Annotated in this window: 19 protein-coding genes; 15 read left to right on the top strand and 4 right to left on the bottom strand. The window is 47.3% G+C overall.

Annotated features, from left to right (window positions below; genetic code table 11):
- Positions 1–63: 63 nt before the first annotated feature.
- The 8 genes from D8M41_RS04710 to D8M41_RS04675 all read left to right on the top strand — a co-directional run bounded on the left by D8M41_RS04710 (position 64) and on the right by D8M41_RS04675 (position 7632).
- A complete protein-coding gene (locus tag D8M41_RS04710) occupies positions 64–1653 on the top strand; it encodes an anthranilate synthase component I (RefSeq protein ID WP_126926488.1) in 1590 nt (529 codons plus the stop codon).
- 9 nt (positions 1654–1662) lie between these two features.
- Entirely contained in the window at positions 1663–2364 is a 702-nt protein-coding gene (locus D8M41_RS04705) for a Trp biosynthesis-associated membrane protein (RefSeq protein WP_126926487.1), read from the top strand.
- Positions 2365–2494: 130 nt separating this feature from the next.
- The gene (locus D8M41_RS04700; RefSeq protein ID WP_037237388.1) at positions 2495–2749 is read left to right on the top strand and encodes an HGxxPAAW family protein; all 255 of its coding nucleotides are present in this window, start codon (positions 2495–2497) and stop codon (positions 2747–2749) included.
- A gap of 98 nt (positions 2750–2847) precedes the next feature.
- Complete coding sequence (gene trpC, locus D8M41_RS04695) at positions 2848–3651, top strand: indole-3-glycerol phosphate synthase TrpC (protein ID WP_126926486.1); 804 nt, start codon at positions 2848–2850, stop codon at positions 3649–3651.
- Between the two features lie 125 nt (positions 3652–3776).
- Positions 3777–5117 carry a tryptophan synthase subunit beta gene (gene trpB, locus D8M41_RS04690; RefSeq protein ID WP_023134237.1) on the top strand — a complete coding sequence of 447 codons (1341 nt, stop codon included), beginning with the start codon at positions 3777–3779 and terminating at the stop codon, positions 5115–5117.
- 3 nt (positions 5118–5120) lie between these two features.
- Positions 5121–5972, top strand: a complete 852-nt coding sequence (gene trpA / locus D8M41_RS04685) for a tryptophan synthase subunit alpha (protein WP_006887891.1) — start codon at positions 5121–5123, stop codon at positions 5970–5972.
- Positions 5973–5983: 11 nt separating this feature from the next.
- On the top strand, positions 5984–7135 hold the full coding sequence (gene lgt, locus D8M41_RS04680; protein ID WP_232617535.1) for a prolipoprotein diacylglyceryl transferase: 1152 nt from the start codon (positions 5984–5986) through the stop codon (positions 7133–7135).
- 152 nt (positions 7136–7287) lie between these two features.
- Entirely contained in the window at positions 7288–7632 is a 345-nt protein-coding gene (locus D8M41_RS04675) for a hypothetical protein (RefSeq protein WP_006887924.1), read from the top strand.
- Positions 7633–7640: 8 nt separating this feature from the next.
- On the opposite strand, the gene D8M41_RS04670 is transcribed toward D8M41_RS04675, so the two are convergent.
- From D8M41_RS04670 to D8M41_RS04660, 3 genes are all read right to left on the bottom strand, one after another.
- Positions 7641–8033 carry an immunity 22 family protein gene (locus D8M41_RS04670; RefSeq protein ID WP_006887929.1) on the bottom strand — a complete coding sequence of 131 codons (393 nt, stop codon included), beginning with the start codon at positions 8031–8033 and terminating at the stop codon, positions 7641–7643.
- 40 nt (positions 8034–8073) lie between these two features.
- Positions 8074–8685 carry a hypothetical protein gene (locus D8M41_RS04665; RefSeq protein WP_006887941.1) on the bottom strand — a complete coding sequence of 204 codons (612 nt, stop codon included), beginning with the start codon at positions 8683–8685 and terminating at the stop codon, positions 8074–8076.
- 254 nt (positions 8686–8939) lie between these two features.
- On the bottom strand, positions 8940–9467 hold the full coding sequence (locus D8M41_RS04660) for a hypothetical protein (RefSeq protein WP_023134238.1): 528 nt from the start codon (positions 9465–9467) through the stop codon (positions 8940–8942).
- Positions 9468–9981: 514 nt separating this feature from the next.
- Between D8M41_RS04660 and D8M41_RS04655 the strand changes: the two genes are divergently transcribed.
- From D8M41_RS04655 to D8M41_RS04640, 4 genes are all read left to right on the top strand, one after another.
- Positions 9982–10527 carry a hypothetical protein gene (locus D8M41_RS04655; protein WP_023134240.1) on the top strand — a complete coding sequence of 182 codons (546 nt, stop codon included), beginning with the start codon at positions 9982–9984 and terminating at the stop codon, positions 10525–10527.
- A 22-nt stretch (positions 10528–10549) separates the two neighbouring features.
- The gene (locus tag D8M41_RS04650; RefSeq protein ID WP_126926485.1) at positions 10550–10999 is read left to right on the top strand and encodes a hypothetical protein; all 450 of its coding nucleotides are present in this window, start codon (positions 10550–10552) and stop codon (positions 10997–10999) included.
- 189 nt (positions 11000–11188) lie between these two features.
- The gene (locus tag D8M41_RS04645) at positions 11189–11812 is read left to right on the top strand and encodes an SMI1/KNR4 family protein (protein WP_006887895.1); all 624 of its coding nucleotides are present in this window, start codon (positions 11189–11191) and stop codon (positions 11810–11812) included.
- Between the two features lie 437 nt (positions 11813–12249).
- Positions 12250–12558 carry a hypothetical protein gene (locus D8M41_RS04640; protein WP_006887943.1) on the top strand — a complete coding sequence of 103 codons (309 nt, stop codon included), beginning with the start codon at positions 12250–12252 and terminating at the stop codon, positions 12556–12558.
- Positions 12559–12662: 104 nt separating this feature from the next.
- Here D8M41_RS04640 and D8M41_RS11900 read toward each other — a convergent pair whose 3' ends face one another.
- Entirely contained in the window at positions 12663–12974 is a 312-nt protein-coding gene (locus tag D8M41_RS11900; protein WP_232617536.1) for a hypothetical protein, read from the bottom strand.
- Positions 12975–13181: 207 nt separating this feature from the next.
- On the opposite strand from D8M41_RS11900, the gene D8M41_RS12140 reads away from it, so the two are divergent.
- From D8M41_RS12140 to D8M41_RS04620, 3 genes are all read left to right on the top strand, one after another.
- Positions 13182–13277 (top strand): hypothetical protein, encoded by a 96-nt coding sequence (locus D8M41_RS12140; protein ID WP_371873020.1) that lies wholly within the window; start codon positions 13182–13184, stop codon positions 13275–13277.
- 2 nt (positions 13278–13279) lie between these two features.
- A complete protein-coding gene (locus D8M41_RS11730; RefSeq protein ID WP_193901406.1) occupies positions 13280–13477 on the top strand; it encodes an RHS repeat-associated core domain-containing protein in 198 nt (65 codons plus the stop codon).
- 135 nt (positions 13478–13612) lie between these two features.
- Positions 13613–14023, top strand: a complete 411-nt coding sequence (locus D8M41_RS04620) for a hypothetical protein (protein ID WP_039955084.1) — start codon at positions 13613–13615, stop codon at positions 14021–14023.
- The last annotated feature ends 396 nt before the right edge of the window (positions 14024–14419 follow it).

Raw genomic sequence — 14419 nt, 5'->3', positions numbered from 1 at the left:
GCTTTGGGGCGGGACTACACTGGATGTGTACACCACCGAATCAAAGAACTGAAGGAACACCCCATGCAGGATTTGGGTATTATTTCCCCCTCGCTTGACGAATTCCGTGCGTTAGCGGCGCAGCGGCGCGTCATCCCGGTGCGTCTTAAAGTGCTGGCGGATGCGCTCACCCCCATCGGCATTTACCGCTCACTTGCCCTTCAGGACGATGGCACAGCAGCCCCGGGCACGTTCCTGCTGGAATCGGCGAAGGTCACCGCCGAAGGGGAGTCCGCCGCCTGGGACAGGTACTCGTTTATTGGTGCCTCATCCCGCTCGACCCTCACCACCGTGGACGGGAAAGTGCACTGGCAGGGCGAAACCCCGGCCGGGGCGCCCACCGAGGGAGACCCGGTGGAGGCCATCGCCAAAACCCTGCATATGCTGCACACCGAGCCGCTGCCGGGGCTTCCTCCGCTGACATCGGGGCTGGTGGGGTACCTGGGGTGGGACGTGGTGCGCCGCTGGGAGCACCTGCCGTTCCCTCCCGCCGATGATGTGCACCTGCCGGAGTTCGCGCTGAACATGGTCTCTGATATGGCGATCCACGATAACACCGACGGAACGGTTCTGCTGGTAGCTAACGCCATTAATTTCAACGGCACTGACGATAACGTAGATGCCGCCTACGCCGATGCCCGCGCCCGGCTAAACCGCATGGTAGAGCGTCTTGCCCGCGGCGCATCCGATATGGTCTCAGTGCTTTCGGACGTTTCGCGGGTGGATGAGCGTGTCCGTCATGAGGTCAACGAAACCTGGTCTGAACAGGGGTACATGGACGCCATCGACAAGGCGAAGAAAAACATTGTTGACGGTGATGTCTTCCAGATCGTACCCTCACGCCGGTTCGAGGTCGCCACCAAAGCTAACCCCTTGGACGTGTACCGGATGCTGCGCCAGTCAAACCCGTCCCCGTACATGTACCTGTTTAATTTTGTGGACCCGGCAGGCACTCCGTTCCATATTGTAGGGTCCTCACCGGAGGCACTGGTGACCCTCAAGGACGGGAAAGCAACCACCCACCCGATCGCTGGTTCCCGACCGCGCGGGGCCACCCGGGAGCAGGATATTGCGCTCGCTCAGGAGCTGCTGGCGGATCAGAAGGAGCTTTCGGAGCACTTGATGCTGGTGGATTTGGCCCGTAATGACCTTTCCCGCATTGCTAAGCCTGGTACTGTGTCGGTGGATGAGTTTATGATCATTGAACGGTTCAGCCACATTATGCATATTTCTTCGACGGTGAGCGCCGACCTTGACCCGCAGTTCGGTGCCTATGATGTGCTGCGGGCGGCTTTCCCGGCGGGCACTTTATCGGGGGCGCCCAAGCCGCGTGCGTTGCAGCTGATTGATGAGTATGAGCCTACCCGGCGTGGCGTGTACGGTGGTGTGTGCGGGTATTTTGATTTTGCCGGGGATATGGATATGGCGATTGCGATCCGCACCGCTGTTCTTAAGGACGGTAAAGCCTATGTGCAGGCTGGCGCCGGTATTGTCATGGATTCTGTGCCCACTTCCGAAACGCAGGAGACCGTAAATAAGGCGGCGGCCCCGTTACGGGCTGTGCTGAGCGCCTCTGGTTTGGCGCCTTTGAACTCGCAGAACGCAACCTCTTAGGAGGCCCCAATGAGTGATGAACCCGACAGCGGGCGGGCAGACGGGCAAAACCCCCTCGAAAACACCGGTGCCCAAGAGTCGAGCATGGAACGTGAACCTGCCACACCGGATGCCATCGCCTCCGAACAGCAGGCTAAGGAGCGCAGCACCCGCCCGGGACTGGTGATGCTCTCCGGGCTGCTGGTGGCGGCCGCAGCGTTCGGTACCACTCTTCTCACGTGGGTGGATGCGCGAATCACCGGTGCTTTCGGTGAGCAGTCTTTAGCGGTTTCCGGCTCAAAAGCCGCTCCGGCGGTGAGCGCGCTTGCGTTGGTGGCGTCGGCGGCCCCGCTTGCTGGGCGTATCGCCCCGCGCCTGCTGCGGTATGTGGTGTACGGTGTTGCCGCAGCTGCGGGGGTTGGTATCGTCTTGAGTGTTATTGCGGTGACAAGTAACCCTGCCGCGGCTGTGGTGACAGAGACTAGCCGCCTAACAGGCACAATTTCTCCGGCAGGCGAGTATGCACTGAGCCTGTGGCCGTGGGTGTCGGCGGCGTGCGGTGCGCTGATTATCGTGGTCGCGCTGTGGGCTGCGTTCACCTCCCGCACCTGGGATGCTGGGCGCAGGTATGAGCGTTCAGCCGCGCGTAGTGTCCACACGGAGGACGGGCACATGGATGAGATGGACGCTTGGGATTCGCTCAGCAGGGGAGAGGACCCCACCACCCGGTGACCCGGTGTGCCCCCTGTTTTTCGTGTTTGGTGTCTTAAATTCAGCCTTAGCCCGCGATATGTCATAGAATCGTGTTAACAAGTGGCGGATTGTTCGGTGAGCATCCGCTGGCACACACTGAGGAGTTTTCGTGGCTGAAGAGAAAATTGTTATTGTTCCTGAACGCCCGTACGCTAACCACGGCAACACGGTTGCCGCGTGGGTTATGGTCGCCATTATGACAGTTGGTGTTCTGGTGGGTTCCATTGCTTACGACTTGGGCAGTCAACCGGTGGTTTTCGTCGGCGCGGGCATTATTGTGATTGGCCTGTTGGTTGGGTTTTTCCTGAAGCAGGCTGGCTATGGCCAGGGCGGGGCGAAGACGAAGAACACCGCGCGCCACTAGGGCTTGCTGGTAGAGGCGTTCCGCGAATGTGCGGGGCGCCTTTTCTCTACCTGCCACGAAGGGCACCTTTGCGGGCGAGTGAACTGAAGGAGTGAACCATGAGTACCAGTACCGTACTGGATGAGATTATTGTTGGCGTGCGTGAGGATTTAACGCAGCGTATGGAGCAGGTTCCGTTGGAGCGCGTGAAGGAGCTGGCTCTTGCAGCTGAGCCTGCCCGGGACGCGCTTGCGGCGTTACACGGTGATGGTGCGAAGGTGCGTATTATTTCTGAGGTGAAGCGTTCTTCCCCGTCGAAGGGTGCCCTGGGGGACATCCCGGATCCGGCGGTACTTGCGGCTAAATACCAGGCTGGTGGTGCGGCGGCTGTTTCTGTGTTGACTGAACAGCGTCGTTTTGGCGGCTCGTTGGCTGATTTGGATGCTGTGCGTGCTGCCGTGGATATCCCGGTGCTTCGTAAAGATTTTACAGTTGATGAGTACCAGATTTGGGAGGCCCGGGCGCATGGGGCGGATATGGTGCTACTTATTGTGGCGGCTTTACCGGAGAAGACTTTGCGGTATTTTTTGGAGTTAACGGAGCTGCTGGGGATGAACGCTCTTGTTGAGACACACACACCGGATGAGATTGAGACAGCCCAGCGGGTTGGTGCGAAGATTATGGGTATTAATGTGCGTAATCTAAAGACTCTTGAGGTGAATAATGAGCATTATGCGTCCTTGGCGGCTAATCTGCCGCAGAGCGTCATTAAGGTGGCGGAGTCTGGGGTGTCCGGTATTGAGGATGTGACAGGCTACGCTAATGCCGGGGCAGATGCGGTGCTCATCGGCGAGGCTTTGGTAAAGTCAGGCGACCCTGAGGCGGCGGTACGTGCGTTTTCGGCGGTGCCTCGTTCGCAGTAGCTTTATTGTGCGTTGAGTATGCTCAGCGGGTGGCGCCGGTTGTGTGGGCCGCCCCGTAGAATATTAAGGATGCGGGTGTTTTGTCTGCCCGCACCCCAGTAGAATCACCCCCAGGAAGGACAACAATGAGCGAAAACCTGGCAGAGACATTCCTTAAGGGCCGCACTCTTAAGGACGCACCCGGCCCTTATTTCGGACAATATGGTGGCCGGTGGATGCCTGAGTCTCTCATTGCTGCCATGGATGAGCTGGAACAGACTTTTAACGAGGCGAAAAATGACCCCGAGTTTATTGCGCAGTTTCAGCGTCTTTCTCGCGAGTATTCAAACCGGCCTTCACTGCTGACTGAGGTGCCGCGGTTTTCGGAGCACGCGGGGGCCCGAGTCTTCCTCAAGCGTGAGGATCTTAACCATACCGGGAGCCACAAGATCAATAATGTGATCGGGCAGGCGTTACTGGCTCAGCGGATGGGCAAAACCCGTTTGATCGCTGAGACCGGTGCGGGCCAGCACGGTGTAGCTACCGCAACTGCCGCTGCCTTGTTCGGCATGGAGTGCGTTGTGTACATGGGGGAGGAGGACACCGAGCGGCAGGCTTTGAACGTGGCTCGTATGCAGCTGCTGGGGGCGAAAGTTATTGCCGTACAGAACGGTTCTCGAACTCTTAAAGACGCTATTAATGAGGCGTTGCGTGACTGGGTCGCTAATGTTGAGAACACCCACTACCTGTTGGGTACGGCTGCGGGTGCGCACCCGTTCCCGGCGATGGTTCGGTTTTTCCATGACGCTATTGGCTCAGAGACGCGGGAGCAGGTTCAGGCTCTTACGGGACGCCTGCCCGATGGGGTGGCTGCCTGTGTGGGTGGCGGGTCGAACGCTATTGGTATTTTCCATGCCTTCCTTGACGATAGGGACGTTGAAATATACGGGTTTGAAGCTGGTGGTGATGGCGTCGAGACTGGGCGCCATGCGGCGACTATTACCTTGGGCCGCCCCGGTATGCTTCACGGCGCGGTAACGTATCTGATGCAGGACGAGGACGGGCAGACTATCGAATCTCATTCCATTTCGGCGGGGCTGGACTATCCGGGGGTCGGCCCGGAACATTCGTACCTTTCGGATATTGGCCGCGTGAGCTACCAGCCGGTGACCGATACTGAGGCCATGGAGGCGTTCCGCCTCTTGTGCCGCACTGAAGGAATTATCCCCGCTATCGAGTCTGCTCACGCGCTTGCTGGTGCGCTGCGTGTTTGCCAGCAGTGGGCGGCACAGGACCCTGCGGCCGCTCGGGAGAAGATTATGGTGGTGTGCCTGTCTGGCCGTGGTGATAAGGACATGGAGACTGCCCTGAAATGGTTCGACCTGGGGAAGGCCATCCCGTCTTCTACGTTAATGACTGGTAATAAAGAGGCCACCGCGCAGGGGGCTGCTGAGAACCTCAAGCAGGCAGAAAGCGAGAAAAACTAACTTATGAGCTACCAGGATGCACAGCCGCATGCCGCCACGTACTCCGTGCTTGACGGCGCTTTCCCGCCCGCTAACCCGGGGTCGGCATTAGCTGCCCGCCTGCGTGAATGCCAGCAGGCCGGTCGCGCCGCCCTAATCGGTTATTTACCAGCCGGGTTCCCCACTGTGGATGAGTCGGTTGCTGCCGCCATTGAGCTGGGTAATAATGGGGCGGATATTATTGAGCTTGGTGTGCCGTACTCTGACCCTGTCATGGACGGCCCGGTGATTCAGCAGGCTACAGGCACTGCTTTGGATAACGGGTTTAAGCTCACTCAGTTGTTTGATGCGGTGCGCCGTATTACTGAGGCAACTAACGCCGTTGTGGTGGTGATGACGTACTGGAACCCGGTGCTCGCGTATGGGGTGGATCGGTTTGCCAGTGATCTTGCTGCTGCCGGGGGTGCGGGGATTATTACCCCCGATCTGGTGCCGGATGAGGCTTCTGAGTGGTTTGAAGCGTCTGAGAAACACGGGCTGGATCGTATTTTCTTGGCGGCGCTGTCGTCGTCTCAAGAGCGTCTTAAGACTATTGCGAAGGCGTCTAGTGGTTTTGTGTATGCGGTGTCGGTGATGGGTGTCACGGGTGCCCGTGCCTCGGTCTCTGAGGCGGCTCGGTCGCTGGTGGATGATATTCGTGCCGCCGGTGCCAAGCATGCGTGTGTTGGGTTGGGGGTGTCTACCCGCGCCCATGTGGAGGAGATTGGTGCCTACGCGGATGGGGTGATTGTTGGTACCGCACTGGTGAAGGCGCTGCAGCAGGGCGGGCCTGAGGCTGTGGGGACTTTGACCCGTGAATTGGCAGGTCGTGCATAATGTTGAGTTTGGTGTCTTCAGCTGCCGTGTCGGCTGTTTCTAGTGTCCCATTGGCGTCTATCCCTTCTCCTGATGTTTCGTATATTCAGGTTGGGCCGTTGCGGATCCATTTTTATGCGCTGTGTATCCTCGCCGGGATTGCGGTGTGCCTGTGGCTTAGCGGCAGGCGGTGGGCGCAGATGGGGGGTACCCGTGAGCGTGTGTATGATGTGGCGATGTGGGCTATCCCTGCCGGTATTGTGGGTGCCCGAGCCTATCATGTGCTCATTACCGACCCGGGCAGCTATTTTGGCCCGAAGGCAAGTGGCGATCCGCTGGCCTTTTTAAAGATCTGGGAGGGCGGTATCGGTATTATGGGCGCGGTTTCTGTGGGCGCTCTGGGCGCCTGGTATGCGTGCCGCCGTTACCGTATGAATTTCGCGGCGTTTGCGGATGCTGTGGCGCCGGGTATTATTTTGGCGCAGGCGTTTGGTCGTTGGGGTAACTGGTTTAATCAGGAGCTTTTCGGTAAGCCTACGACTCTTCCGTGGGGTCTGCAGATTGATGCGAATAGCCCAAATTTCCCGAGCCAGTACCCGGCGGGTACGCTGTTCCACCCCACCTTCTTGTATGAGTCGCTATGGAATCTGCTGGGCGCGTTCTTGCTGATTTACCTGGGTAAGAAGGGCGTTTTGAAGCTGGGGCAGACCCTGTGGCTGTATGTTTTGTATTACGGTGTGGGCCGCTTGTTCATTGAGGCTTTCTTGCGTATTGATACTTCCGAGATGCTGCTGGGGCTGCGTATTCACGTGTGGACCGCCGGGTTGCTGGTGGTGCTGGGGGTGACCGGCTTTATTGTTGCGGGTGTGCGCGCCTCGGCGAAGGCTGCTGCTGGTGTGACGGATGGCCCTGTTGAGGAACGCGGGACAGCTGAGAACCCATCGGATGTACTCGAGACGGGTTCAAAGGATGCTGCGGAGGACAATGCGGCCTCGACAGGGGAGAAAGCTGACGATAAAAAGAAGGCTACGAAGAAAACCGAGAACACCAGTAATGTTTCTTCGGCGAAGGATATGTCGAAGGCTAAAGCTGCAAATAATTCTGCGGCTGAGACATCTGGCGAAGCTCAGGACCGCCCCTCCCAACCGAAAGAAGAGATAACAAACGATTCTGACGGATCGTAGCCTCACCACCAGCATGGAAAGGTGGGTACCCTGTGTGCTGCCGATAGTTTGAGATCTTCCCGAGGGACTGCGCTGTGCTTGCAGTAGGTGGCAGCACATAGTCTTCGGGGTTGTATGTTTCAGCTGTGGCGATGCAGGAGTGGCGGTGAAGTGTGGGTGAAGAGCTCAAAAGGGTAGTAGCTTATAAGCTTTTATCTGCTGACCGGGATACGGTGATTGATGGGCTTATGGAAATGGTCTTTGCCGTGGGTGATGTTACCTGGGTGTCTGAGCAGCTTTGCGAACAGGCTGACAGCGCCGATACCGGGGTGAGCTCACTAGCTATTACCTGCTTTGGGCATTTGGCGCAACTACATCAACAGGTGGGGGATACGTCCCGTATTTTCCAGCTGTTGAGAGATAAACATCGTTCCCCTGTACCAGATATCCGTGGGGCCGCCGAGGATGCAATGGAGGATATTAGCGTCTTTATGGGTATTGATCTTAGGAAGAAATAGTCCATAGGCTACTCCGGGTCATCAAAAGAGCCTATAAATGTGAGGTCATTGTAGAGAATCCCGGGGTTTTCTTCGGTAAATTTTGCGTTCACATAATAGTAGAGGGCGTTGCCGTGGGTTATCCCTTTGTTCTTTGCCGCTGCCACAATGCTGTTCAGCGTTTCCAGGGAATTTGTATCGACCTCATCTGCTAGCTCTTCCACGGGCAGAACTTCACCGTTGGTGGTTCTGTAGGCGACGAAAAAGTCAGTATCGATAAATGAGACCCCAAAATCTTTGAAAGCTGGGCATCCAGAACGTGAGTTTTCCAGGCCGTGGGTGTATGCACTAAATTCTTCTATCGTTTGATGGGATATCCCCAGCCACACAGATATTATTCCCTGAACGGTTGTATCAATCATTCTTGTGTCCTCCCTGTTAATGAGTAGCCATCAGAGCTTTCTAAAAAAGATATAAAGTACCGGATGAATAATCGAAAGATTTCACATGTGTTTTTAAATTTTCTTTCGAAGAATTATCGAGATGCACCACTAAATTATTGGGGTGATTTTTCCATATGGGTGAGTATTTCCAGCCGCAGGGTAAATAACCAAGATTTAACAGAGATATGAGATTTCTATTAAAATTAATAAGCATATTTTTGTGGAGTTTTGATACATAGAATTCTTGAAAACCTCTTACTAAAGCGGGCATTAAAATATAATCAGCAACATTTTCATTTATTTTGTAGGATATTAACCTATGGGTTAGATAAGTTTTATTTTCGTCAAATATATTCTTACCTTCTGCCGCTAGATCATTGATGATACTTCCATCCATAGAATGCATTTCAAGAAATTCAAGAATGTCATTAAAAACATCAATATCAATATTCGTCCAAGCATCAGCTTTCATGCGCCTGTATACCCGGTCTTTCTCTGTAATGAACTGGATATTAAAAGGTGATGATATGCTGCCACCATAATTTTGATGGTTTCCAATATTGTTTAACCAGTTATTAATCTGGAGTGTTTGTCTGAACTCTTGAGACACGATTTGTATGTCTAAATTCATGATTTTCCTATGGTTATTAGTGTATCCTGTTTGACAGCACCTTCTGGTTTATCTCATCCGGGAGTGTACTCTCAGAAGAAAATTATACTCTATCGGATCGCCTGGATTCGGGCAGGGCGCCAACCTATACTCGCTTGCTAATGTAGTTGATCGTCTGTATGAGGAGCTTTCAGGCGATCAATATCGAGGAGTAAAATATTTTATGTAAGTAAAAGCTCATTCTAAAAAGATTAATTTACTTAAGTTATTAATTTCTAACAAATTGAAGAGAATCCCTCAAATATTTTTGGCCAAGGCTTTGTGTTAAAACATTTTTGCAAGATTTCGGTAGTGTTGGTTAGATTATAAAAAACTTCGAAGAGGTCTTTTCCTAGAAGATATATATCTCCCACAAAATCAGTTGCATATATATCAAATTCATCAGCTAGATTTTCGCTATATATATCCCAAAATAAATAATATCCTGATTCGCTTCTAGCAAATGGCTCCATACGTTCCATTAAACTTAATAAATCATTTGGATAATAGCCGATGTATTCATCAATATTATTTATATACGTCGACCTAATGTTTTCACGTGCTTGTTGCCAGGAGTCATGAAACTTAGGGTTTGAAGGGATATAGATTAAGTAATTGTTCAATGCTCTACCCCAACCGAACTGGTCCACAAAAATTTGGTAAGAATAAGGAAAAGGTTTTCCATTTGCAAATCTAAATTCTTTCAAGTATTTTGAATCAGCAAATACTTGAGAATAATTGATTATTTCTAGATTATAACTCATAATTCTATTTTCCTATTTTATTGATTAAACTGAATATATTTTAGCATTGGTATTTAATATTTTGATGCATTCTATTTTCTATATCATATATTAATATAATACCTGTTTTATCCTAAGCGAGCATTTTACCTTGGAAGGCACTAAACTGTTGCCTTCATAAAAGGCTACTACTATTATATAAACCAGTACTCCTTCGTGATAACATGCTGACCCGAGAAGGGTATGAAGCTTTGGCACAGGTTTAAAGCCACATTAACGCTGAAGTCGAAAGTTAACAACAGATCTGATATGCCATGTGACAAAATCAGTATCCAGGGGGCGTTGCGCATAGTCTGTACATTATATGGTGGGGCACGAATAAAATAAAAGGAGCAGCATCAGTTGCGATACAGGTAAGAAAAGGAAAGCTGATATCAGCATGTAAATCGTGTGGTAAATTATTTAGATAAGCTAGGCATCATTGATGGTGTAGCATCCCAGGATTATTAAAAATATTTTAAATATTGAGGTGAAAATGAAACAACCATATGAAATAAATTCTGATTTTTTTAAAAAGATGATTTCTTCCGGTTGGTATCCGGAAAGGGACATTGTACTTGAAAAGCTGCCATCTCATATAGAGGACTTACCCAGCATGGTCAAGAAATTTTTACGAGAAATATGGTATATTTCATTAACTAAAGATTTTTACATGCAAGATAATTATAAAAGATATATATTTAGTAATGATATTTATACTTTTGGGGAAACAACCCAAAAATTAATAGATTATTCATCAGAAGAAGAAAGTTCATATTTTTGTACATATTTGACAAATAAGAAAATAAGAAATTTTGGTTTTAAGAGCGGTCGAGAAATTTTGATTGATGAATTAGGAGGAATTTATGAAATCCCTGACTCGGGGGATATCTATTATGTTGGAGGGAAATTTTATGAAGGACTCTATAATTTAATATTTACAAGAGGAACCTCTTATCTTATAAACGATACTGGCTCATTGTTTATAGAGAGTAAGGAAGGACTAATTTCAGCAAATATTAATATTGAAGATATTATATAAGGTTTAAAAGAAATAAATAATTATGAGCTATAAGAAAGTGTCTAAATCAAAAATTATTAATGCATATGATAAAATTAGAGAATTAAAATTAATTGAATCAATTCCGTACACAGAGTTAATTAAATTTTTGATTCTATTTACTGAGATAGAAATAGCTCCTCTTAGCAACGGAAATGACCCCAAAATAGATTTAGACTATGCTAAGAGATTTTTATCTGGAAAAATCACTGCCAAAAAATTACATACTCGTGAAAAGTATGCTTGGGCTAATTATGAAATATTGGAAGGTAAAGAAAAAAGTATTCAACGTATAACGGTAAGCTTTTTGTATCCAATGGTAGCAGAGAAAAGTCGTTTATTAGGAGATATATATGAGGAATTGTTTCTTTACCTTGAGCTGCTATATGAAATTGAGGATGTTTTGTGTGATAGGTTCATTGCCGCACTGGAAAACTTTATATCAAGTTCTTAATTAGACAAAATATTGGATGAAGGTAAAATAATTGAGTGGATTATCTCCTCGTGATAGGTGTGAAATCGGCATGGAAAATTTTGCTGAAAAAATGAAGTGACCATAGAATTTTCATGGGCAGATAGAAATTCTGGTAATCTCATGAAAAGAACAGAGGGACCAGGCGGTGAAATATTATAGTGAGGAAAAGTGTTAGATAAAATTAAAGTAAAAATCAAAAAAATTCAGAGTGGTAATTATGTCATTACTAAAAGATTTGAAAAGCTAATTTTCAATCCAATTATAAATAAAGAAGATATTCAACATTTTGAAGATATTAATGATATTGTCCTCCCTGAGGATTATAAAGAATTTATGCAAATCATTGGAAATGGAGGAGTTGGCCCTGGTTTAGGAATATTACCATTGGATAATGATAAAAGTATTATAGATCCAAGAATCTTGTCAGAAGAAGGAGAAGACAAAATTTTATTGTCTGAAAATTTTCCTTACTGTAAATCTTGGAACGATGATTCCTTTTATGATGCGTTAGAAATTAATGCTAATAATTTAGATGTCCTAAGTAGAAATTATTTTTCAACGAAACATATTAGTGGTTCAATTTGTTTCTGTGACTTAGGATGTGGTGAACTATTTTTGCTCGTCTTGACAGGACCAGAAGCTGGTAATGTTTGGTATGATGGGCGAGGTAATTATGGTGGAATTTTTCCATATTCATATAAAGAAAAGGAAAGAGTTAGTTTTTTAGAGTGGTATGATATTTGGCTTACTGAAATTCTAGATGAAGTTCCTATTGTAGAAAGAGATTTTTGATAACGAATATGAACCTGTGCTGTGTAGTAACTGCATCTTTCGTTAAAAATTTTTGATACCACAAAAAGCAAATAAAATACAGCTTAAAGTTTTTGGCGAATATTTTTACACAACATGCGTTCAGAATGACCAGCAAGCTGTGGAGATATAAAATATATTTATTTAACGTGTGGTGTAGTGTCATGTATGCTAACTGCACGCGCGCTTCTGTCTAATTACCCGCAAAAAAATAATAGACAACTACATGGAAGTGCAGACCAGATTATTATTGAAGTTAATTTAAGTCAAATTCAGGGAGATATTTATTGATTTAACTAGTAGTTGTTCCCGGTTAAAAGGTAATACAGTTAAAAATAGGGCATCTAAATCACAAGAAATATTAGTAACAGGTAGTATCCCCACAAGTGCAATTAAGAAAAGTAGATTAAGGGCATAATATGGAAGAAGATAAAATTCAAATATTTACTAAAAATTTTTTGAATGTTTCACATCAAGCAGAAACGCGAAAAGGTATAACAAACTATGATTGTGAGAATTTAATTGACTCACTACTTGAATTAAAAAAAGAATATTCTGGCGCGGATGCTTTACCTATTAGTTTAGTAAATATATTTATTGATATGACTTCTGTTCTTTTAACATGTGGAAATAGGCAACATGAAGTATACACTAATGAAGAACAAGCAAATAAAATTTTTCATTTAATGGATGCGCTACATGAAATTGCAATGGAAATGACTAGCTAAAACCTGCCTGGCCGGTGTTGCATTCTTCCACGGTTAAAATCCGCAAGCGCCACATCATACGCGCTGGCGATGTGTTCTATCTGAACAACATGCCCAAAGGAAAACTACCGCCCAAACCCCTGTATTTTCTGTAAGGTCGCTGCTGCTGCCGGTCGTCCGGTCAATCCGATATACGGGCTGAAGTTTTTGGAGAGTGAAACCGACTTTGCTTTTGAAGGCATCCTGCCGCCCTGACGGGTAGTAGCGGACGGTTCGGATGAAGACTGCATCATCTTCCTGCTGGTGGCGGTGGAAGACACCAACGGCAACCTGACCCACAGTACCGACCAGCGGACGGGAACGACCCACTTCGAGTACGACAAACTGGGCAGGGCCACCAAAGCGGGCAGCGAACTGTTCGCCTTTGACCTGCGCACAATATCTTTTCAGAGGAACCTCGAGGATAAAACCGGATTCGTTCGGGACGGCAGCCACCTACTGCAGGAAAATCACTCGGACGGCAGATATACCTACCTGAACAGCTATGAACCGCTTGCGCAAGTCCGCGATGGGCAACCGACGAAGGAGAAAGCTGATACCAAATCCACTACTTCCACTGTGAGCATATCGACATCCCGCGTGAGATGACCGATAAGGATGGCAATCTCTTGTGGTTTGGGGATTATTACGGTTGGGGCAAACTAAAGAGCGAAACCAAAGTAACGGATACCGTTTACTAGCCATTCCGGTTACAGAACAGTATGCCGACCGCGAGGCAGGACTGCATTACAACTTCTTCAGGTATTATGAACCTGATGCGGGTCGGTTTGTGAGTCAGGATCCGATTGGGTTGATAGGTGGAGGTAACTTATATCTATTTGCACTAAATGTTCATGGGTGGATTGATTCTTTGGGATGGAAAACTTGGGGTCAAGTATAAAGAAAAATCTGAAATGTTTTGATCAAGTCGTATATCATACAAATAGCAAGGAATTTGTGATAATTACTCAAAAGTTTTGCCCAAGAAAGTCTAACAAATATTATTTTATAATTACGAAAGCATGGGAATTATTAAATGAAAAAAACTAACCATAAAATTAATGTAATAAAGCGAATAAAGGATGCTGTAAATATCGTTGGTAATCAGCCCAACCAAAATCCTGATAGGGTATTTTTATATATTAAGCATGATATGCATAGTTTTGAAAATTCATTTGATGAAATTTTCAGTATTTCTGAATTGGAATCGGAGGATTTTTGTTTGATTTCGTCCAATTGTGAGATCACTTTACCCAACAGGGAAAAATTTTGTGGGATATCTTTCAAAAGTAACTCAAATAAGACATTAATTCTGCAAAAGATTAAAAATCATTTTGAGAAAAAAGGATATCAATATGGGGTTATTAGAAACAATAATTTAATCTTAAGCACAAATAATGTAATTAATTTAGATGACTGCTCTGCTATCCTTTATGACTATGATTAATATTCAAGGGATCTAACAACTGTAACAAAAGTTATATCGGTTGATGATGGAAAATCCACCTTTTTGTGAATCTTATTCTGTTGTCTTGAATTTCTTAGGAACGAAAATCTAATTTAACAGTTTTAGGAGCATGATAACGGCGAAACCTACCGCCTCGATTACGGTCCGACCGACAACCTGATTCAAGAAACCGGTTGGGACGGCAACCTGCTGTGGTTCGACAACTATACCGGTTAAAGGAACGTTAGATGGATTTAATCCAGCTGATGCTGGTAAACTTGCACCTAGTGGATGTTCTATTGTTGGTGAATATTGCACATATGAAGATCAGTCAACAGCCTCTGGCAAGAGAACTACAAAGAGCAAAGACACATTCAATAGTGACAATTTTTCTAG

The sequence above is a fragment of the Rothia sp. HSID18069 genome (genome assembly GCF_003989155.1).
Lineage (GTDB): Bacteria > Actinomycetota > Actinomycetes > Actinomycetales > Micrococcaceae > Rothia > Rothia aeria.
Note: the sequence above shows the minus strand (reverse complement) of the source record. Positions and strands in the feature narration are given on the sequence as shown.

Excerpts from the sequence above, each read along its gene's own strand:
- D8M41_RS04665 (WP_006887941.1), bottom strand. The coding sequence starts at position 8,685 with ATGAATTTAGACATACAAATCGTGTCTCAAGAGTTCAGACAAACACTC.
- trpC (WP_126926486.1), top strand. The coding sequence starts at position 2,848 with ATGAGTACCAGTACCGTACTGGATGAGATTATTGTTGGCGTGCGTGAG.
- D8M41_RS04620 (WP_039955084.1), top strand. The coding sequence starts at position 13,613 with ATGAAAAAAACTAACCATAAAATTAATGTAATAAAGCGAATAAAGGAT.
- D8M41_RS04710 (WP_126926488.1), top strand. The coding sequence starts at position 64 with ATGCAGGATTTGGGTATTATTTCCCCCTCGCTTGACGAATTCCGTGCG.
- D8M41_RS04660 (WP_023134238.1), bottom strand. The coding sequence starts at position 9,467 with ATGAGTTATAATCTAGAAATAATCAATTATTCTCAAGTATTTGCTGAT.
- D8M41_RS04705 (WP_126926487.1), top strand. The coding sequence starts at position 1,663 with ATGAGTGATGAACCCGACAGCGGGCGGGCAGACGGGCAAAACCCCCTC.
- D8M41_RS04670 (WP_006887929.1), bottom strand. The coding sequence starts at position 8,033 with ATGATTGATACAACCGTTCAGGGAATAATATCTGTGTGGCTGGGGATA.
- D8M41_RS04655 (WP_023134240.1), top strand. The coding sequence starts at position 9,982 with ATGAAACAACCATATGAAATAAATTCTGATTTTTTTAAAAAGATGATT.
- D8M41_RS04650 (WP_126926485.1), top strand. The coding sequence starts at position 10,550 with ATGAGCTATAAGAAAGTGTCTAAATCAAAAATTATTAATGCATATGAT.
- D8M41_RS04640 (WP_006887943.1), top strand. The coding sequence starts at position 12,250 with ATGGAAGAAGATAAAATTCAAATATTTACTAAAAATTTTTTGAATGTT.
- trpB (WP_023134237.1), top strand. The coding sequence starts at position 3,777 with ATGAGCGAAAACCTGGCAGAGACATTCCTTAAGGGCCGCACTCTTAAG.
- trpA (WP_006887891.1), top strand. The coding sequence starts at position 5,121 with ATGAGCTACCAGGATGCACAGCCGCATGCCGCCACGTACTCCGTGCTT.
- D8M41_RS12140 (WP_371873020.1), top strand. The coding sequence starts at position 13,182 with ATGACCGATAAGGATGGCAATCTCTTGTGGTTTGGGGATTATTACGGT.